This window comes from Cucumibacter marinus DSM 18995 (genome assembly GCF_000429865.1).
In the GTDB taxonomy this organism is placed as follows: domain Bacteria; phylum Pseudomonadota; class Alphaproteobacteria; order Rhizobiales; family Devosiaceae; genus Cucumibacter; species Cucumibacter marinus.
Genome location: NZ_KE386979.1, coordinates 322,937 through 342,779 on the forward strand (window position 1 = coordinate 322,937; position 19,843 = coordinate 342,779).

Sequence of the window (19,843 nt, forward strand, 5' to 3'; positions counted from 1 at the left end):
GCATGAAAAAGGCCCCGCCGGGGGCGGGGCCTTTCAAAGTCTTGCGTCTGTCCGAAGACTATTCGGTGGTGGTCATCCGGCCTTCGATCTCGGGCGCCACGGTGCCCTGATCGCGGATATAGACCATCACGTCATTGGCCATCAGCTTGGCATCGGTCAGGTTCACCAGCATCGGCTTGCCGGCGAACATGGTGTAGCCGTCGCCGCCGCGGGCCATGAAGTCGTTGGTCGCGACCGAATAGGTGCCGGCCGGATCAAGCGGCTCGCCGCCAATGGTGACGGACTGGACGCGCGAACCGGGTTCCTGGCTCGGGTCGAACACAACGTTCATACCCGAGATCTGCGGGAAGCGGCCGGTGGTTTCCGGATAGGATTGCACACCGTTTTCAAGCGCGTCGAGAATGTCCTGGCCGGACAGTTCGAGGCTGACGGTGACATTGCCGAAGGGCAGCTCGGACAGGATGTCCTTGCGGGTGATCTCGTGACCGGCCTCATATTCGCGGTCAGCACGAATGCCGCCGCCATTGGTGATGGTCACATCCGACTTGGTTGCGAAGCGCATGCCGTCGGCGATCAGGTTACCCATGGTGGTTTCCTGCGAGCGGACCATGGCACGGCGGCTGTCCAGAGCCGTCGAAGCGGTGCCGACCACAACATCCAGTTCGCGGTCGAGCTCGGCATTGAGCTCGGCGACGCGGGTCGCGAAGTCTTCCGGCGGGGTGACCGACGCGGTGTCGATGACTGTGAATTCGGGCCACCAGCTCACGTCACGCTCGCCTTCGTCCATCTCCACATTGACCTTGAGGCGGACATTGACGAGCTGTTCGGCATCCGAACGCGGCTCGGCGAAAGCCGTCGCCCCGTTGAAGAAAACGTGCAGGTCATGGTCGTCGCCCGACAGGACCACATCGGCATTGCCCGACGCGATCAGTTCCTGGTCGACAGCCCAGGTCGAGTGGCTGACGGCAACGACGATGTCGGCGCCTTCCTCGCGCAGTGCGGCGGAGGATTCGGCGAGGGCGGAAACCGCATCGCCGATCTGCAGATAACCCGGGCTCGATTTTTCGACCGAATCGCCCGCGGTCAGACCGACAACGCCGACCATGACGCCATCAAAGTCGTACATCTTGGTGTCGGCAAAACCGTCGACGGTGCTGCCGTCTTCGTCGCGCAGATTGGCGGCGAGCTTGGTGCCTTGAAGCGCGTTCATGCGCTCCTTGAAGACATCAGGACCGAAATCATATTCGTGGTTGCCCGGTACGAAGATATCGACCGGCTCCATGTTCAGGAGCTCGATGACGTGTTCGCCGCTGTCGAAGCCCGAGAACAGGGACGGAGAAATGGTATCGCCGGCGTGGATATAGAGCATGTTGCCGCCTTCGGCACGCATCTCGCGGGCGACCGCTGCCGCGCGTGAGAAGCCACCGCGCGCATCGTCCACCTTCATCACATAGACGTCAGCAACAAGAAGCAGATCGATGTCCACTTCCTCGGCCCAGACGGCCGGTGCGAAGCCAACAGACGCCAGAATGGTCGCGCCCGCGGCTAATGCTTTAATTCCCAATGACATGTTGACCTCCGCTGGTTTTGTGTCGCCATTGTCTGGCGATCGCTAAACACTCTATGCGACATTGGCATGTCGGTCACGTTTGATTTGACCATCCGATCAAAAGCTGTCCGATGTGATCCGCCAGCCCACTGTGGGCGTTTCGTTCCGTGCCCTGCGGATGAGCCTGTTGCGTGTGGACGAAGTGCGGCACAGGGTCCCTTTTGTTTTTCCGCCATGATTGACTAGTGTGCGGCGCGCGCGATGCGCACCCCGCCCCGTGACCGAGACGAGATGCTTTCATGACATCGCCGACCCAATCGACCGCGCCCGCTACCCAGTCTTCGCCGCTGCCCGCCGACCATCCCGGATTCAAGATGGGCAAGATCGGCGTGCTGCTGCTCAATCTGGGCACCCCGGACGCGACCGATTACTGGTCGATGCGGCGCTATCTCAAGGAATTCCTGTCCGATCGCCGGGTCATCGAGACGCCCAGGCTGATCTGGTGGCCGATCCTCAACGGCATCATCCTCACCGTGCGGCCGAAGAAATCGGGTGCCAATTACGACAAGATCTGGGATCGGGAAGCGGGTGACAGCCCGCTGCGCGTGATTGCCACGTCGCAGGCGGAAAAGCTCAAGGCGCGCATGGCCGGCGACGAGCGCATCGTTGTCGATTTTGCCATGCGCTACGGCAATCCTTCGACCCCCGACCGGCTTCAGGCGCTCAAGGACCAGGGCTGCGACCGGATTTTGCTGGTGCCGCTTTATCCGCAATACGCGGCCTCGACCACCGCCACGGCGAATGACAAGGCGTTCGACGCGCTCAAGACGATGCGCTGGCAGCCGGCGGTGCGCACGGTCCCGACCTATCACGACGATGAGGCCTATGTGGCCGCAATCGCCAAAAGCATCACCGACGGCCTCGCCAAGCTCGATTTCGAGCCGCAGACCGTGATCACCTCCTATCACGGCGTACCGAAAAGCTATCTCGACAAAGGTGATCCGTATCACTGCTTCTGCCACAAGACGACGCGGCTGGTGCGCGAGAAGCTGGGCTGGGCGCCCGAAAAGCTGATGCTGACGTTCCAGAGCCGTTTCGGTCCCGCAGAGTGGCTGCAGCCCTATACCGACAAGACGCTCGAGGCGCTGCCGGGCAAGGGCATCAAGAATGTCGCCATCCTGACCCCGGGCTTTTCGGTCGATTGCCTCGAAACGCTCGAGGAAATCGCCATGGAGGGTCGTGAAAGCTTCCTTGAGGCGGGGGGCGAGAACTATGCCTACATCCCCTGTCTCAATGACAGCGATCCGGGCATGGATGTGATCGAAACCCTTGTCAGGCGAGAACTTTCCGGCTGGCTCTAGGCAATCCGCTCCCGTTTCCGACCCGATCCGGAAACCGCATGACCCGCCCCTGATTATGTTGCGGTGCGTCGGCGCGCATCCTACATATAGACCGAACAAACCGGTTCGGAGGGAATGACATGGACGGTTTCTCTATTGCCCTGATTGCCATTGTTGTCTTGGCGGTCCTCGTGCTGTTTGCCGGGGTCAAGACAGTGTCGCAGGGCTATAACTACACCGTCGAGCGCTTCGGCCGGTACATGCGCACGCTCAAGCCCGGCATCAACATTATTATCCCCTTCGTTGACCGGATCGGGCACAAGATCAACATGATGGAGCAGGTGCTCGACGTGCCCCATCAGGAAGTGATCACGCGCGACAACGCTACCGTGGCGGCGGACGGGGTGACCTTCTACCAGGTGCTCGATGCAGCCGCGGCGGCCTATGAGGTGTCCGGGCTCGAAAACGCGGTCCTCAACCTCACCATGACCAATATCCGTTCGGTGATGGGCTCGATGGATCTCGATGAATTGCTGTCGAACCGCGACGAGATCAACGAACGCGTGCTCAAGGTGGTCGATGCGGCGGTGCACCCCTGGGGGATCAAGATCACCCGCATTGAGATCAAGGATATCGATCCGCCCAAGGATCTCGTCGAATCCATGGGACGCCAGATGAAGGCCGAGCGTGAAAAGCGCGCGACAATCCTTGAGGCTGAAGGCCGCCGTCAGGCCGCGATCCTGGAAGCGGAAGGCGAAAAGCAGTCCCAGGTCCTCGAAGCCGAGGGCCGCAAGGAAGCGGCGTTCCGCGATGCCGAGGCGCGCGAACGTTCTGCCGAGGCGGAAGCGCGGGCAACCGAGATGGTGTCCCGGGCCATTGCCGAGGGTGATGTGCAGGCGGTGAACTACTTCGTGGCCAACAATTACATCAAGGCGCTCGAATCGATCGCCAAATCGCCCAACCAGAAGCTGTTGATGCTGCCGGTCGAGGCGAGCAATGTGATCGGCGCGCTCGGGGGCATTGCGGAGATTGCCAAGGAGACTTTCGGGACCGGTGACGCTGCCGTGCCGCGGACGTCCAATCGCCGTCCGCCCTCTACTTCCCGCGATACCTCGGAGTAACGCGCATGGATTTTCTGGCTTTGATCGAGGAATATGGCGGTTGGTCCTGGGTGATCGGCGGCGCCATCCTGTTGGCGATCGAACTGGTGGTGCCGGGCGGGGTTTTCGTCTGGCTTGGTATCTCGGCCCTGATCGTTGGACTGGCCAGCGTGTTGCAGGACATCGCCTGGCAATGGCAGTGGGGGCTGTTCGGGCTCCTGTCCATCGTCACCGTGACGGCCTGGTCGGTCTATGTGCGCCGGCGCGGCGGCGGGGATACGGATCAGCCTTTCCTCAACAATCGGGTGAAACGGCTGATTGGCCAGGTGCACACGCTCTCCGAGCCTGTCGAGAACGGGCAGGGCAGGTTGCGGATCGGGGACAGCCCCTGGCGGGTCAAGGGACCCGATCTGGCTGCCGGGACGCGGGTCAAGATTGTAGGTGCCGAGGGCGCGACCCTGATGGTCGAGCCCGAAACCGAATAACCCATCCAAAGGCCGGCATCAGCCGGCCTTTTCGTTTATGGCGTGAGGGTCACCGGCACGGGCGGCTCTTCCTGCATGATCAGGATGGAGATGCGCTCGTTGGCTGCGAGATAGGGGTCGTTGGGGAACATCGGATCCGCTTCGCCCTTGCCGACCACCGAGTAGATGCGATCAGGCGTCAGCCCGAATTCCTCAAGGATCCGCCGGGTCGTGTTGGCCCGGTCGACGGTCAATTCCCATGCGCCGTAGCGCGGGTTCTCATAGGTGCCGCCGGCTGCAGTATGGCCGGTGATCTTGATCTGATTGGGCAGGCGATTGAGCACGGGCGCCATGGCCGCCAGCGCCTGGCGCGTGACTTCAAAAGGATAGCGCGAACCCTCGGGGAACATCGGCCGGCCTTCCTGGTCGACGATCTGGATATTGAGGCCCTCCTCGGTTTCCTCGAGCAGCAGATTGTCCGCGACATAGGTGATGTCAGGCATTTCCTGCCAGGCCTGACGCAATGAGGTGGCGGCCAACGCGAATTGCTGCGGGCGCTCGATATCGGTGCGCTCGTAATCGTGGGTATTGGCCTCGGCGCCCTGCTTTTCCTTCTCGTCGTGATCTTCCTCGGCGAATTCCGTACTCGACTGATCCTCTTCGAGGGTCAGGTTCTTCATATAGTCGCGTTGGGGATTGCCGCGCCGTTCGATAATGCCGGCCTTTTGCTGGACCTGCACGATGCCGAAGGCCTCGCGCATGGAACCGGCGACGATCTGCAGCTTCTCCTTGTCCTGGATGGAAAAGGAGATGATGAGCACGAAGAACACCACCAGAATGGACATCAGGTCGGCGAATGTGACCAGCCATTCGGGGATTTCGGAGCCCGACTTGCTCTTTTTCGCTGCCATCGCTCAAGCGGCGCCGTTGCCGGCTAGGCCGCCTCCTCCACCAGTTCGCCGCGCTGGGTCTCCGGCAGATAGGCAAACAGCATCTCGCGAATGATGTTCGGGGATTTGCCGTCGCGGATCGACATGATGCCGTCGATGATCAGGGTCTGGTTGATCTCTTCGAGGGTCAGTTTTGCGGTCAGCTTGTCGGCGATTGGCAGACAGACAAGGTTGGCCAGCACCGCGCCGTAAAGCGTGGTCAAAAGGGCAACCGCCATGGCGGGGCCGATGGCGGAGGGGTCGTCCATATTGGCGAGCATCTGTACCAGACCGACCAGGGTGCCGATCATGCCGAATGCCGGGGTGGCATCGCCGAGCGACTTGAAGATGCGCTGGCCTTCGGAGAGGCGCGTCAGATACTGGTCGCGTTCGAGTTCCATCGATTCCCGGATGAAGGCAGCGTCATAGCCATCGGCGATCATCTGCCCGCCCTTGGCTAGGTTCGGCTCTTCGATTTCCATGTTCTCCAGGCCGAGCGGACCGTTGCGGCGCACCACATCACCCATTTCCGCGATCTTGGCGATCAGTTCGCGCGGCTCGACCTTTTTGTGGGTGAAGGCGATCTTGCCGCCGGTCACAAAGGCATTGCCGACCCCGGCAATGGGGAAGCGGATCAACGTGGCCGCCGTGCCACCACCGATAACGATGAAGATCGAGGGTAGATCGACGAACTGGGCGAAAGAGCCGCCCAGAAAGATCGCCAAGGCGATAACTGCGGCCCCGGCAATAATGCCGATGATGGTGGCCAGATCCATCCGAGAAACTCCAAACAATCGAACGGGTAATCAGCGCCCAAGGCTAGGGGGAAGGGGCTAACCACCCCTTAACCAGAAGCACTGTTTCACCTGCAGGCGGGGGCTGCCGGAGTTGTCCTTCGGGCTGTGGTTAACCCATGGTTACCGGGCGTTTCAGCCTGCGAGACCAAAACCGTTCATTAACCATGACTGCCTAGTATCGCGCAGAGTGTTTCCACCAGGGCGGAACCAGAGGCGTGGCCGGTATCAATCCCATCAAATGTGTTGGCGCCACCGGGATTGCTCTCCTGTTGTCGAGCGTGCCTGGGTTTGCCGGGCCGTTTGGCGACGGGGTGGGGACCGATAATCCTGACCTGCTTTATCCGGCCTTCGCGGGCAAATGCACCGATCAGGCCGGAGAGGTCATTGCCTGCGATACCGGCGCCGAACAGGCGGTGATCTGGAACGGGCAGGGGCCGATCACCGAGATCACACGCGATCTCACGATTTCTGCCGGCACCTCCAATTCAGACGCGGATGGTGGTTTGCTGATCCTGCGGATCCGGCCCGGTCTCGGCATGAACTATGGCGATGAGGGCGATGGCGTTGCCGCCTCGATCGGCGCCGATCTGCGTCGCGGGCCAGGCGATTCACTGGTGGTCGACGGCATTGACGGGTCGTTCGAAGCCGGCCGGCAATTCGGCGATCAGCGCAGCATTGCCACGACACACAGCCTTGGGCTGTCTGTCGGGCGTCCGGGTGAGGGCGGTGTGCCCGATGACGCGGAGGCCGCACCGGTCAGCTTTGATTGGGACGGCACGGTCACCGGCCAGCAAGACTTTGGCGGTGTCGCGCTCGAATTGCGTCTCAATGGCGCACGGCATCAGGTGACCGATACCGTGCTTGCGGATCTGAGTACCGTCGACAATGCCGAACAGCGCTATTGGCGTTACGGTGGCGGCGGGCGGGTCAGTGCCGAGCTCACCCCGATCCTGAGTGTGTTCGCCGATTACAGTTTTTCGCGCACCTTGTTCGATGCACCATCGACCTCGCTGGGCGCCAAGCTCGACGGCAATACCGAGACAGCTTCGCTTGGCTTGGCCGCCAGCCGTGACGAAACCCTTTCCGGCGAGTTCGCCCTGACGGCGCTGAGGCGCAGCTTCGATGACCCCGGGCTGGATCCGGTAATTGGCACCGGTGCCAATGGCTCTGTCCGGTTCGTTCCGACCGACGGGGTGGTACTGACCGCAAGCGCGGCCAAGTCAATCGCGCCGACCGAGGAAGACGGAGCGAGCGCGGCAGTCACGCAAAGCATTGATCTGACGGGCGAATATCTGTTGACCGATACGATCACCCTGCGTGGCAGCGCTGGCTATTCGGATATCAGCTACCCGGAAGCGGCCAACCGGCGCTACGAAACCCGTTTCGGCCTGGGTGTGGATCACACGATCGACGAGTTCACCCGGTTCTTCGCCAATTACGGCTACTCGAAAAACGACGATCTGGTCGACGGCATCGAGGAAGTGCATTCCATCGAGGCCGGGGTGGCGATCAGCCGATAAAAGCCTAGTGTGAACCTAGTGCTCTGAATCGTCGACCGAAAGTGGCAGCGCACCGGTCAATTTCTTCAGTTCATCCATGAAGCCGCTGGCGATGTCCGGGCGGTCGAGCGCGAACACGACATTGGCGGTCAGAAAGCCGATCTTTGAGCCGCAGTCGAACGACTTGCCGGCATATTTGACCCCGGTGAAGTCCTGGTTCTTCATCAGAGCCTGCATGGCATCGGTGATCTGGATCTCGCCGCCCGCGCCCTTGGGCTGATCGGCAATCAGCTGGAAGATTTCCGGCTGAAGGATGTAGCGGCCCGAGATGATGAGGTTGGATGGGGCTTCCGCGACCTCTGGCTTTTCCACCATGCCGGTAATGTCAAAGCTTTCGTCGGGTCCTTCGCCGCGCGCCACCACGCCATAGGATGATACGTCTTCGGGATCGACTTCCTCGACCGCGATCACATTGCCACCGCGCTGCTCATAGGCATCGACCATCTGCTTGAGGACGCCGGGCTCGGATTTGAAGATCATGTCCGGCAGCAGCAGCGCGAAGGGTTCGCCGCCGACGAGGTCCCGCGCACACCAGACCGCATGGCCGAGCCCGAGCGGTTCCTGCTGGCGGGTGAAACTGGTCTGGCCGGGCCTGGGCAGGTCCGAACGCAGATCGGCAAGCGCTCGCGTCTTGCCACGTTGTTCGAGGGTGAATTCGAGCTCGAACTGTCGGTCGAAATGGTCTTCGATGACGCCCTTGTTGCGGCCGGTGACGAAGACGAAATGCTCGATGCCGGCCTCGCGGGCCTCGTCGATGGCATACTGGATCAGCGGCCGGTCGACGACAGGCAGCATCTCCTTGGGCATGGCCTTGGTGGCCGGCAGAAACCGTGTGCCGAGACCTGCAACCGGAAAGACCGCTGTTCTGACCCGTTTGACCATGCCGTGTTCCTCATCGACTCATCGTTCTGGCACCGCGGTAATGCGGCGTGTCATCCCCCAGCGGATAGGCGGGAGAAGTTTCGTAAGCCTAAATAAACTCCCCTTGGCTAACACTGTTCCGCAACAAAGCAAAAGAGATTGAGGCTGGGGAACGAGATGAGCGTTCTGGTGACCGGGGGTGCGGGCTATATCGGTTCGCATATGGTTTTGCGGCTGGCCGATGCGGGCAATGAGGTTGTCGTGCTCGACAATCTCGTCACCGGCTTTGACTGGGCTGTCGATCGCCGGGCCAGCTTCGTTGAAGGCGATGTCGGCGACACAAGGTTTGTCGAGACGGTGCTGGACCAGCACAATGTCGAGGCAATCCTGCATTTCGCCGGGTCGATCGTGGTGCCGGAATCGGTCGAAAACCCGCTCAAATACTACCGCAACAACACCGCCAATACCCGCAACCTCATCGAGGCAGCCGTCAATGCGGGGGTGAAGCACATGATCTTCTCCTCGACCGCGGCGGTCTACGGCATGACCGGCAATGATCCGGTCAGCGAAGACGCGGTGCTCAACCCGATGTCGCCCTATGGCCGCTCGAAGCTGATGAGCGAGATGATGCTCGCCGACGTCGCTGCGGCCCACGACCTGACCTACGGCGTCCTGCGCTATTTCAACGTCGCGGGCGCCGATCCTGCGGGCCGGTCGGGACAGTCGACGCCGCGCGCCACCCATCTCATCAAGGTTGCCTGCCAGGCTGCGCTCGGGCAGCGGGACGAGATGTATATCTATGGCACCGACTATGACACGTCGGACGGCACGGGTCTGCGCGACTATATCCATGTCACCGACCTCATCGAGGCGCATGCGCTTTTGCTCGAGCACCTGCGCGGTGGCGGCGAGAACCTGACGCTGAATTGCGGTTATGGCCATGGCTATTCGGTGCGCGAGGTGGTCGACACGGTGAAGAGCGTGTCCGGGGTCGACTTCAAGGCAATCGAGACCGACCGCCGGGCTGGCGATCCGGCAGCGGTCGTTGCGGGGGCCGATCGCATCCGCAAGGTCCTGGGCTGGGAGCCCGCCCATGCCGATCTCACCGAGATCGTCGGCGCGGCTTATGGCTGGGAAAAATATCTGCTCACCCGGAACGACCGGCCTGAAATCGCCTGAGGCGCCCGCAAATTGCCGCAAGAATCGCCAAGGGTGACCCGATGAAACGCTTCGCTTCTTCCGTCGCCGCTTTCACGCTCGTCCTCGGCCTTGCGGCCGGGGCGGCCCATTCCGCGCCCAATCAGAGCTTTGATGCGTTCATCAGGGATTTTGAGGCCAAGGCGGTCGCCGCGGGGATTTCGCGCGACGTCTATCGGCAGGCGACACAAGGGCTGACCGCCGACCCCTCGATCCCGACCTTTCAGGCGACACAGCCCGAATTCGAGACCCCGATCTGGGACTATATCGAGGGGCGTGTGAGCGAGCGCCGGGTGTCGGATGGCCGTGCGGCGGTGGCGCGCAACAAACCGCTGTTCGACCGCATCGGGCGCGAATTCGGGGTCGATCCCTATATCCTTGCCGCGATCTGGGGCATGGAGAGCGATTATGGCGCGATCCTCTCCAACCGGACCTATATCAAGCCTGTCATCCGCTCGCTGGCCTCGCTGGTGCATCAGCGGCGCGGGCGTCTGGCAGCCGATGAGGCCGAGTTCATCGCCGCCCTGCGGATCATCCAGCAGGGCGATGCCCGTGCCGATACGCTGGTGGGCTCATGGGCCGGGGCCATCGGGCATTTGCAGCTCATTCCGACCGCGTTCTTGCGCTACGCGACAGATGAAGATGGCGACGGGCGCCGCGATCCGCATGGCTCGCTGGCCGACGCGCTGGCGTCGAGCGCGAAATATCTCAGGGATCTCGGCTATCAGACCGGTCACGACTGGGGCTATGAGGTCGAGCTGCCCTCGGGCTTTGACTATTCCCTCGCTGGCCGCGAGCATTACCGGCCGGCCTCCTTTTTCGCCCAGCGCGGGGTGAAGCGCGTCGCCGGGCGCGAGTTTTCCGATCTCAACGAAAACGTCTTTCTCTATGTGCCCGCGGGCCGGAACGGGCCGAAATTCCTGATGACCGCCAACTATCTGGTGCTCAAGGGCTATAATTTCTCTGATTCCTATGCGCTCGCGGTCGCCCACCTCACCGATCGGCTGAAAGGCGCCGGACCGTTTGTCGATGATTGGCCGCGTAATGCGCATTTCCTCAACCGCGCGCAGCGGGTCGATCTGCAGGAACGGCTCAAGCGCGCGGGGTACTATGATGGCGAGGTCGATGGCCGGCTTGGGCCGATCACGGCGCGGGCGCTCAGCGCATGGCAAGCGGCCAACGGGCAGGTGGCCGACGGGTTCGCGACCCTTGAAGCCTATCAGGCGCTCAGAAGCGGCAATTGATGTCCTTGATTTGCCACTCCATCCTTGAATTGCCACATGGCGCCGCGATAGTGGGGCGAGAAACCTTGGGATCGCCATGCGCCTGTTGATTGCTCTTTTCCTGCTGATCGCGATCGCTGTGCCGCAAGCCGGCGCGCAAACACTCGACCTGCCAGGCGGTTTGCCCGGTCAGGCGAGCGTGTTCGATGGCGGAGAAGCAATCCAGCTTGCCCAGCAGCAACCGCGCAAACGCCGCTCGCTGCTCGATATTCTGTTCGGGCGCGACAAGCCGGAGCCGCAGGCCCAGCAGCCCCAACAGCAGCAGCAGGCCGCGCCGCGCCGCCAGACCCAGCGCCGGGCCACGCCCTCGCCGTCGGTCGTCAATCTCATCGAGAAGAGCGAAAACGCCACCCGTCTCGCGGTGATCGGGGATTCGCTGGCGGTCGATCTCGCCAAGGCGCTCGACCGGCTTTATGCCGATGATCCCAATCTCGAGATCATCTCCAAGGGGGTGGGATCCTCGGGCTTCGTGCGCGACGATTTCTTCGACTGGAACGCGGCCCTTGCCAAGTCGATTGAAGAGGACGAGTTCGATCTGGTCGTCATCGCCATCGGCATCAATGACCGGCAGGAGATCGTCACCCCGAACGGGCGTGCCGATCCGCTCACCGACCCCTGGAAGGCCGAATATGTGAGCCGGCTCGAGGAGTTTCTCAACCAGTTGCGCAGTGCCGGCATCCCCGCGGTCTGGGTCGGGCTGCCGCCGATGCGCGCGAACTCATACTCTTCCGCGATTGCGCAGATCAGCTCGCTGCACCGCACCGCCAGCTTTTCGGGTGGGGCGGAGTTCGTCGATATCTATGAGCGCTTTGTCGACGAGAACGGCAACTACTCGGCCTATGGCCCCGACCTCAACGGGCAGAACGAATTGATGCGCAAGAGCGACGGCATTCACTGGTCCTCGGCCGGGGCAGACAAGGTCGCGTTCTATATCGACAAGGCGGTGCGGCTTTTCTATCGCGGCGGCGCCGTCTCGATCGAGGTGGCCGATCCGCTGGCCGGCTCACCGGCCCAGACCATGTCCCGCCCGCCTTATCAGGGGATCGGGCAGGTGCGGCTGCTGGAGGTGGCGGGCATCGTTGCGTCGCTCAACGAACCCAGCCGCTCGGCGGGTGATCTGCTTGAAGGCATTCCCGATGCCGATGAGGCCCGGATCGACTTCTCGACCATGCTCACCGCCCCTGAGGGCCGCGTGGATGCCTTTGGTGTGGGGGTTGTGCCGGGCGCGGATGACGAAGAGGCCGAAGGCCCTGCCGGTGAAGAGCTGGCGGTCAACTAGGCAGAATCATTCCCGTTTCGCACCTCGCCCTTCGACAAGCTCACCATGAAGGCCCGTCTGGCTTGCCGATGGTTCAGCGCGGCAGGTCGGTCTGGCCCATCAGGTCCATGTCGATGGCACGGGCGGCCTGGCGGCCTTCCCGGATCGCCCAGACAACCAGCGACTGGCCGCGGCGCATATCGCCGGCGGTATAGACGCCGTCGACCGTCGTGCGGTAGCCGAAGGTGTCCGCGAACAGGTTGCCGCGGGCATCCTTGTCGGCGCCGAGTTCGTCGAGCATGCCTTCCGAGATCGGGTGCGCAAAGCCGATGGCCAGCAGCACCAGATCGGCCTTGAGAATGAACTCAGAGCCTTCGACAGGCTGGCGCTTTTCATCGACGCGGGCGCATTTGACCCCGGTCGCGTGACCTGCCGGATTGCCGACGACTTCGAGCGTCCCGGCCTGGAACTCGCGCTGCACGCCTTCGGCCTGCGAGGAGGAGGTGCGCATCTTGATGGCCCAGTTCGGCCAGGAGGTGAGCTTGTCTTCCTTCTCGGGAGGCTGGGGGCGAATGTCGAGCTGGGTCACCGAGACAGCACCCTGGCGGAAAGCGGTGCCCACGCAGTCCGAGGCCGTGTCGCCGCCGCCGATGACGACGACGTTCTTGCCATTGGCGAGGATCGGGTCTTCGTCGCCGATATCCTCTCCGGCAACGCGGCGGTTCTGCTGCACCAGGTAAGGCATGGCGAAATGAACGCCGAGCATATCCTGGCCGGGCAGCTGGGGATCGCGCGGGTGTTCCGCACCACCGCACAACAGCACGGCGTCATGCTTGGCGCGCAGCTCGGAGATCGGGCGGGTGACCCCGATATTCTCATTGTAATGGAAGACCACGCCTTCGCCGGTGAGCTGTTCGACCCGGCGGTCGATATGGTGCTTTTCCATCTTGAAGTCGGGAATGCCATAGCGCAGCAGGCCACCGGCGCGGGCCGCGCGCTCATAGACATGCACTTCGTGTCCGGCGCGGGCGAGCTGCTGGGCGGCGGCAAGGCCAGCCGGGCCCGAGCCGATCACGGCAACCGATTTGCCGGTCTTGTGCTCGGCCGGCTGCGGCCGGATCCAGCCATTGGCAATGGCCTTGTCGGCAACGGCCTGCTCGACGGTCTTGATCGCAACCGGGCTGTCCTCGAGATTGAGCGTGCAGCCTTCCTCGCAGGGCGCGGGGCAGATGCGGCCAGTGAATTCGGGGAAGTTGTTGGTCGAATGCAGGTTCTGCGAGGCCTGGCGCCAGTCCTCGTTGTAGACGAGGTCGTTCCAGTCCGGGATCTGGTTGTTGACCGGGCAGCCGGTGGTTTCCGAATGGCAATAAGGGATGCCGCAATCCATGCAGCGCGAGGCCTGCTGGACGACTTCGCTGTCGCTCATCGGAATGGTGAATTCGCGGAAATGACGAACCCGGTCGGAAGCCGGCTCATAGCGCGGTTCCTGGCGGTTATATTCGAGAAAACCGGTGACCTTACCCATAGTTAGTCCTCAATCCTTCCGGCTTATTCTGCGGCGGCGCCTTCAGGCGCTGCGATGCGCTGGCGCATCTGCTCGCGTTCCTGGATGGCACGGCGGTATTCGACGGGCATGACCTTGACGAATTTGGAGCGGTAGCTCTCCCAATAGTCGAGAATGGTCCGGGCACGCGTCGAGCCGGTATAATGCAAATGATTGGCGATGAGCTGGTAGAGACGCTCGTCATCATGCCGGGTCATGTCGCCCGACACATCGACGCGGCCATGCCATTCGAGGTCGCCGCCATGGTGATGCAGCTTCTGCATCAGGTCTTCTTCCTCGAGCACGGGCTCGATATCGACCATGGCGAGATTGCACCGCGAGCGGAACGAGCCGTCCTCGTCGAGCACATAGGCCACGCCACCCGACATGCCGGCGGCGAAGTTGCGGCCGGTATCGCCGATCACCACGACCACACCACCGGTCATATATTCGCAGCCATGGTCGCCGGTGCCTTCGACAACGGCGATGGCGCCCGAGTTACGGACCGCGAAGCGCTCGCCGGCGACGCCACGGAAATAGCATTCACCCGATATTGCGCCGTAGAGCACGGTATTGCCGACAATGATCGAGTTTTCAGGCACATAAGCGGCGTCCTGGGGCGGGCGTACGACGATGCGGCCGCCTGAAAGGCCCTTGCCGACATAGTCGTTGGCATCGCCTTCAAGGTCGAAGCTGACCCCGGCGGCGAGGAATGCGCCAAAGCTCTGGCCGGCCGTCCCCTTCAGCTTGACCGAGATGGTGTCCTCGGCAAGCCCTTCATGGCCGTAGCGGCGGGCGACTTCGCCCGACAGCATGGCGCCCGCGGAGCGGTTGCGCGAGAAGATCTCGGTCTCGATGGTCACCGCCTCACGGCTTTCGAGCGCGGGCTTTGCCTTTTCGATCAGCGTGCGGTCGAGCACGGCCTCGAGATGATGGTTCTGCAATTCGGTGTGATAGATCGAATCGCCACCGAGCGGCTCGGGCTTGGCGAACAGCTTCTTGAGATCGACGCCATTGGCCTTCCAGTGGTCGTCCATCTTGAGTTGGCTCAACAGATCCGTGCGGCCGATCAGCTCGTTGAGCGTCCTGGCGCCCAACTCGGCCATGATGGCGCGCAGTTCCTCGGCGACATAGAAGAAGTAATTCACGACATGCTCGGGCGTGCCCTTGAAGCGCTTGCGCAGCACCGGGTCCTGGGTGGCAACGCCAACCGGGCAGGTGTTGAGATGGCATTTGCGCATCATGATGCAGCCCGCCGCGATCAGCGGCGCGGTCGAGAAGCCGAATTCGTCTGCACCCAGCAGAGCCCCGATCAGCACGTCGCGGCCGGTCTTGAGTCCGCCATCGACCTGCAGCGCCACGCGCGAACGCAGGCGGTTGAGAACCAGGGTCTGGTGGGTTTCGGCAAGGCCGAGTTCCCATGGCGCGCCGGCATGCTTGATGGAGGTGAGGGGCGATGCGCCCGTGCCGCCGTCATAGCCGGAAATGGTGATGTGGTCGGCGCGGGCCTTGGCCACGCCCGCGGCAATCGTGCCGACACCGGCCTCCGAGACGAGCTTGACCGACACATCGGCGCGGTCATTGACGTTTTTGAGGTCGTAGATGAGCTGCGCCAGATCCTCGATCGAATAGATGTCGTGGTGCGGCGGCGGCGAGATCAGGCCGACCCCCGGGGTCGAGTGCCGGGTCTTGGCGATCACCGCGTCGACCTTGTGGCCGGGCAACTGGCCGCCTTCGCCGGGCTTGGCGCCCTGGGCGACCTTGATCTGCATCATGTCCGAATTGACGAGATATTCGGCAGTCACACCGAAGCGGCCCGAGGCGATCTGCTTGATCGCCGAGCGTTCGGGGTTGGCCGAGCCGTCAGGCAGGGGATGGAAGCGGTCGGGTTCTTCCCCGCCCTCGCCGGTATTGGACTTGCCGCCAATGGTGTTCATGGCGCGCGCCAGCGCGGTATGGGCCTCGCGCGAGATCGAGCCAAAGGACATGGCGCCGGTCGAGAAACGCTTGACGATATCGACAGCGGGTTCGACCTCGTCGATCGAGACCGGTTCGCCCAGCGGGGCAACCTTGAACAGCGAGCGGATGGTGCGCGCTTCGGTCGAGGCGTCGTTGACCGCCTTGGCAAAGGCATCGTAGCGCGCCTGGGCCGTGCCCTTGTCGCTTTCGGCCATGCGCACGGCGTGCTGCAGATTGGCCACGACTTCGGGCGACCAGGCGTGCTTTTCGCCGCGCAGGCGATAGGCATATTCGCCGCCGACATCGAGCGACTTTTTGAGGACCGCATCATTGCCGAAAGCCAAAAGGTGCCGGCGGATGGTTTCCTCGGCGACCTCGCGCAAGCCGACGCCTTCGATGGCGGTCGCTGTGCCGAAGAAATAGCGCTCGACGAATTCGCTCGACAGGCCCACGGCGTCAAAGATCTGCGCGCCGCAATAGGACTGGTAGGTCGAGATGCCCATCTTCGACATGATCTTCAAAAGACCCTTGCCGACCGACTTGATGTAACGCTCGATGCACTCGGTCTTGTCGACCTCGGGGGGAAGCTGGCCTTCGGCCTGCATCGCCGCGATGGTCTCGAAGGCGAGATAGGGGTTGATGGCCTCGGCACCATAACCCGCCAGCACGGCATAATGGTGGACTTCGCGCGGCTCGCCGCTTTCAACGACGAGACCCGAGGAGGTGCGCAAGCCCTTGCGGATCAAGTGATGGTGCACGGCGGCGGTCGCCAGCAGCGCCGGAATGGCGATGCGGTTGGCGCTCAGCTCGCGGTCCGACAGGATGATGATATTGTCGCCCGAGCGCACGGCCTTTTCGGCCTCGTCGCAGATCGCGTCGAGCGCCGGGCCCATGCCTTCGGCGGCCTTGCCGGCATCATAGGTGATGTCGATGGTGGCTGTGCGGAACTGATTGTCGCCAATGCGGCCGATGGTGCGGATCTTTTCGAGATCCTCATTGGTCAGGATCGGTTGGCGCACTTCGAGGCGCTTCTGGGTCGCCAGACCCTCGAGGTCGAAGATGTTCGGGCGCGGGCCGATGAAGGAGACAAGGCTCATCACCGATTCCTCGCGGATCGGGTCGATGGGCGGGTTCGTCACCTGGGCAAAGTTCTGCTTGAAATAGGTATAGAGCGGCTTGGGGTTGTCCGAGAGCGCCGAAATCGGCGTGTCGGTGCCCATGGAACCAACCGCTTCCTGGCCCGTGGTGGCCATCGGGGTCATCAGGAACTTGATGTCCTCGGTGGTGTAGCCAAAGGCCTGCTGGCGATCGAGCAGGCTGTCGAAGCTCTTGTGCGCCAGCCGTTCGACCGGCGGCAAATCCTCGAGCACGATCTGGGTGCGGGCGAGCCACTTGGCATAAGGGTTCTTGTTGGACAGCCGGTTCTTGATCTCGGCATCCGAGACGATGCGGCCTTCCTCGAGGTCGATCATCAGCATGCGGCCCGGCTGCAGGCGCCACTTCTCGACGATATTGCTGTCTTCGATCGGCAGGGTGCCGGCCTCGGATGCCATCACCACCAGCCCGTCGCGGGTGACGCAATAGCGCGCGGGGCGCAAGCCGTTGCGGTCGAGGGTCGCGGCGATCATCCGCCCGTCGGTGAAGGCCACGGCGGCAGGGCCGTCCCAGGGTTCCATCAGGGCGGCGTGATACTCATAGAACGAGCGGCGGGTGTCATCCATCAACACGTTGCCGGCCCAGGCCTCCGGGATCAGCATCATCGCTGCGTGGGGCAGCGAGTAGCCGCCACGCACGAGGAATTCGAGCGCGTTGTCGAAGCAGGCGGTGTCCGACTGACCTTCATAGGAGATCGGCCAGATCTTCTTGATGTCTTCGCCGAAAAGCGGGGTCGAGACCGACGCCTGGCGCGCCGCCATCCAGTTGACGTTACCGCGGATGGTGTTGATCTCGCCGTTATGCGCGACCATGCGATAGGGGTGCGCCAGCTTCCAGGAGGGGAAGGTGTTGGTCGAGAAACGCTGGTGGACCAGCGCCAGGGCCGAGGCGAAATCGGGGTCGTGCAGATCTGTATAGAAGGCACCGAGCTGATCGGCGAGGAACATGCCCTTGTAGACGACCGTGCGGGCAGACATTGAAACGACGTAGAAGCCGTTGTCGCTGTCGGCTTCGGGCAGTTCGCCATAGACCGTGTTGGAGATGACCTTGCGCACGATCAGGAGCTTGCGCTCGAAGCTTTCGTCGTCGAGCTCGTCGGGCCGGGCGATGAAGACCTGCTCGATGATCGGCTGGGTCTCGATGACGCCTTCGGAGAGCTTGGAATTGTCGAACGGCACTTCGCGCTGGCCGAGAACCGTCAGGCCTTCGGCGCCGAGGCAGCGATTGACCTTCTCCGCGCAAGCATCGCGCAGGGCGCGATCGCGCGGGTAAAAGATCATGGCAACGGCATAATTGCCGACGCCGGGCAGGTCGAAATCGACGGTCTTGGCAAAAAAGGCGTGTGGAATCTGCACCAGCAGGCCGGCGCCATCGCCCATCAGCGGGTCTGCGCCCACCGCGCCGCGGTGCTCGAGATTGACGAGCACTTCGAGGCCCTTCTGCACGATATCGTGGCTGGCCGTATTCTTGATCGAGGCGACGAAGCCCACACCGCAGGCGTCGTGTTCATTGGCGGGGTCATACAGACCCGTGGCGTCAGGACGGCCTGTTTTCGACGCAGCCGTGGTGCTGGCGTTGATTTCGTCGAATTCGGTCAGCCTGTCGCTCATGGCTCTACCCCGCTGGTTCAGGCAGCCTGCCGCTGGGCAGGCACTTCGCTCGTCCGGGTCGTATCGGGGATGTCCCATACGGCTCGCTGAGAGCGGATACCCATTTTATCAAAGAGCGGTTGCCCTGGGCACCGACCGCTCGGCTCACAATGCCGGCCTCGGCGAGCTTTGGCGCTCTTGAACCGTAGCCGGTGGTTCGACCGCCCGGGAGACGGGTCCGTCGAGAATGGACAACATTACTGTCCTAATTCGGCGCAGACACTGCCAGAAATCATGCGCGGGCGCAACCATCAGGCAAGAGGTTTGTGAATGCAAGCACCTTCTGTCGCAATATGGGGAAATGCACAAAGAGCGCGATCCCGTAAGGAATCGCGCTCAAAACGCACATTTTTTGTACTTAACGTGTTACGCACATTCGGGAAAACCGGGTTTTAGTGCGCGGTATTGTCCTCGATTTCGGCCTTGCCGGCATCACCATTGGTGATGGCAATCTGACGCGGACGCTTGCTTTCGGGCAGTTCGCGGACAAGGTCGATATGCAGCAGGCCGTTTTCGAGGCTGGCGCCGGTCACTTCGACATGATCGGCGAGCTGGAAGCGGCGCTCGAAAGAGCGTTCGGCGATGCCGCGATGGAGGAATTCGCGCTGGTCGCTGGCGGAAACCGCCGGGCGGGCGCCCTTCACCGAAAGGGTGTTTTCCTTGGCTTCGATGGCGATGTCGTCATTCGAGAAGCCGGCCACCGCCATGGTGATGCGGTAGGCGTCTTCGCCGGTGCGCTCGATATTATAGGGCGGATAGCCACCCGTTTCCTGCGCGACGGACGAATCAAGAAGCGAGAAAAGCCGGTCGAAGCCGACGGTGGAACGGTAGAAGGGGGAAAGGTCGAGATTGCGCATGTCATATTCTCCTGATGAGCAACATGAGTGGTTTCGCATTGCCGGCACCCCTTTTTCGGGCGGACCGGCGATTGGCGTAACGCCCGTGAGTGGCGCGTTACACCGAATAGATAAGCGAGCAAAAACCCAGTTCAAGAGCCTGAACCTCAGATGAATGGATGCTTCGAAAATCGTTCAGGCAGAGGCTGTTAGACATGATCGTGCAGTCAACGGAGCGAATGGTTCGCAACCGGGCTGCCGCAACCCGGGCGCCATAACCCGCCCCCCGCATGGCGCCCATCCTTAAAGGCCAGCAGTCCCGCCGGACTGCTGGCTTTTTGCTGTGCGGCGTGTTTTCGCGCCA

Annotated in this window: 14 protein-coding genes; 7 read left to right on the forward strand and 7 right to left on the reverse strand. The window is 62.4% G+C overall.

Annotated features, from left to right (window positions below; translation table 11 throughout):
• Nucleotides 1-58: 58 nt before the first annotated feature.
• Nucleotides 59-1,570, reverse strand: a complete 1,512-nt coding sequence (locus G489_RS0117140) for a bifunctional metallophosphatase/5'-nucleotidase (protein WP_029042544.1) — start codon at nt 1,568-1,570, stop codon at nt 59-61.
• 278 nt (nt 1,571-1,848) lie between these two features.
• Between G489_RS0117140 and hemH the strand changes: the two genes are divergently transcribed.
• From hemH to G489_RS0117155, 3 genes are all read left to right on the forward strand, one after another.
• The gene (gene hemH, locus G489_RS0117145; RefSeq protein WP_029042545.1) at nt 1,849-2,910 is read left to right on the forward strand and encodes a ferrochelatase; all 1,062 of its coding nucleotides are present in this window, start codon (nt 1,849-1,851) and stop codon (nt 2,908-2,910) included.
• A 119-nt stretch (nt 2,911-3,029) separates the two neighbouring features.
• Nucleotides 3,030-4,010, forward strand: coding sequence for an SPFH domain-containing protein (locus G489_RS0117150; RefSeq protein ID WP_029042546.1), 981 nt, complete (start codon nt 3,030-3,032; stop codon nt 4,008-4,010).
• 5 nt (nt 4,011-4,015) lie between these two features.
• Nucleotides 4,016-4,474 carry an NfeD family protein gene (locus G489_RS0117155; protein ID WP_029042547.1) on the forward strand — a complete coding sequence of 153 codons (459 nt, stop codon included), beginning with the start codon at nt 4,016-4,018 and terminating at the stop codon, nt 4,472-4,474.
• A gap of 35 nt (nt 4,475-4,509) precedes the next feature.
• Here G489_RS0117155 and G489_RS0117160 read toward each other — a convergent pair whose 3' ends face one another.
• Together G489_RS0117160 and G489_RS0117165 are read right to left on the reverse strand one after the other, a co-directional pair.
• Complete coding sequence (locus G489_RS0117160; RefSeq protein ID WP_029042548.1) at nt 4,510-5,364, reverse strand: OmpA/MotB family protein; 855 nt, start codon at nt 5,362-5,364, stop codon at nt 4,510-4,512.
• A gap of 23 nt (nt 5,365-5,387) precedes the next feature.
• Complete coding sequence (locus tag G489_RS0117165) at nt 5,388-6,158, reverse strand: motility protein A (RefSeq protein WP_029042549.1); 771 nt, start codon at nt 6,156-6,158, stop codon at nt 5,388-5,390.
• Between the two features lie 236 nt (nt 6,159-6,394).
• On the opposite strand from G489_RS0117165, the gene G489_RS0117170 reads away from it, so the two are divergent.
• Entirely contained in the window at nt 6,395-7,699 is a 1,305-nt protein-coding gene (locus G489_RS0117170; RefSeq protein WP_029042550.1) for an outer membrane beta-barrel protein, read from the forward strand.
• Nucleotides 7,700-7,714: 15 nt separating this feature from the next.
• Here G489_RS0117170 and galU read toward each other — a convergent pair whose 3' ends face one another.
• Nucleotides 7,715-8,620 (reverse strand): UTP--glucose-1-phosphate uridylyltransferase GalU, encoded by a 906-nt coding sequence (galU, locus tag G489_RS0117175; protein ID WP_029042551.1) that lies wholly within the window; start codon nt 8,618-8,620, stop codon nt 7,715-7,717.
• Nucleotides 8,621-8,776: 156 nt separating this feature from the next.
• Here galU and galE point away from each other — a divergent pair, with 156 nt between their 5' ends.
• The 3 genes from galE to G489_RS21275 all read left to right on the forward strand — a co-directional run bounded on the left by galE (nt 8,777) and on the right by G489_RS21275 (nt 12,358).
• Complete coding sequence (galE, locus tag G489_RS0117180) at nt 8,777-9,778, forward strand: UDP-glucose 4-epimerase GalE (protein WP_029042552.1); 1,002 nt, start codon at nt 8,777-8,779, stop codon at nt 9,776-9,778.
• A gap of 41 nt (nt 9,779-9,819) precedes the next feature.
• On the forward strand, nt 9,820-11,040 hold the full coding sequence (locus tag G489_RS0117185) for a lytic murein transglycosylase (protein WP_029042553.1): 1,221 nt from the start codon (nt 9,820-9,822) through the stop codon (nt 11,038-11,040).
• A 76-nt stretch (nt 11,041-11,116) separates the two neighbouring features.
• Nucleotides 11,117-12,358 carry an SGNH/GDSL hydrolase family protein gene (locus tag G489_RS21275; RefSeq protein WP_051332777.1) on the forward strand — a complete coding sequence of 414 codons (1,242 nt, stop codon included), beginning with the start codon at nt 11,117-11,119 and terminating at the stop codon, nt 12,356-12,358.
• 73 nt (nt 12,359-12,431) lie between these two features.
• Here the strand turns inward: G489_RS21275 and G489_RS0117195 are convergent, their stop codons facing one another.
• The 3 genes from G489_RS0117195 to G489_RS0117205 form a co-directional block, all read right to left on the reverse strand.
• On the reverse strand, nt 12,432-13,862 hold the full coding sequence (locus G489_RS0117195) for a glutamate synthase subunit beta (protein ID WP_029042554.1): 1,431 nt from the start codon (nt 13,860-13,862) through the stop codon (nt 12,432-12,434).
• Between the two features lie 23 nt (nt 13,863-13,885).
• A complete protein-coding gene (gltB, locus tag G489_RS0117200; RefSeq protein WP_029042555.1) occupies nt 13,886-18,604 on the reverse strand; it encodes a glutamate synthase large subunit in 4,719 nt (1,572 codons plus the stop codon).
• 431 nt (nt 18,605-19,035) lie between these two features.
• The gene (locus G489_RS0117205) at nt 19,036-19,500 is read right to left on the reverse strand and encodes an Hsp20 family protein (RefSeq protein ID WP_029042556.1); all 465 of its coding nucleotides are present in this window, start codon (nt 19,498-19,500) and stop codon (nt 19,036-19,038) included.
• Nucleotides 19,501-19,843 lie beyond the last annotated feature (343 nt).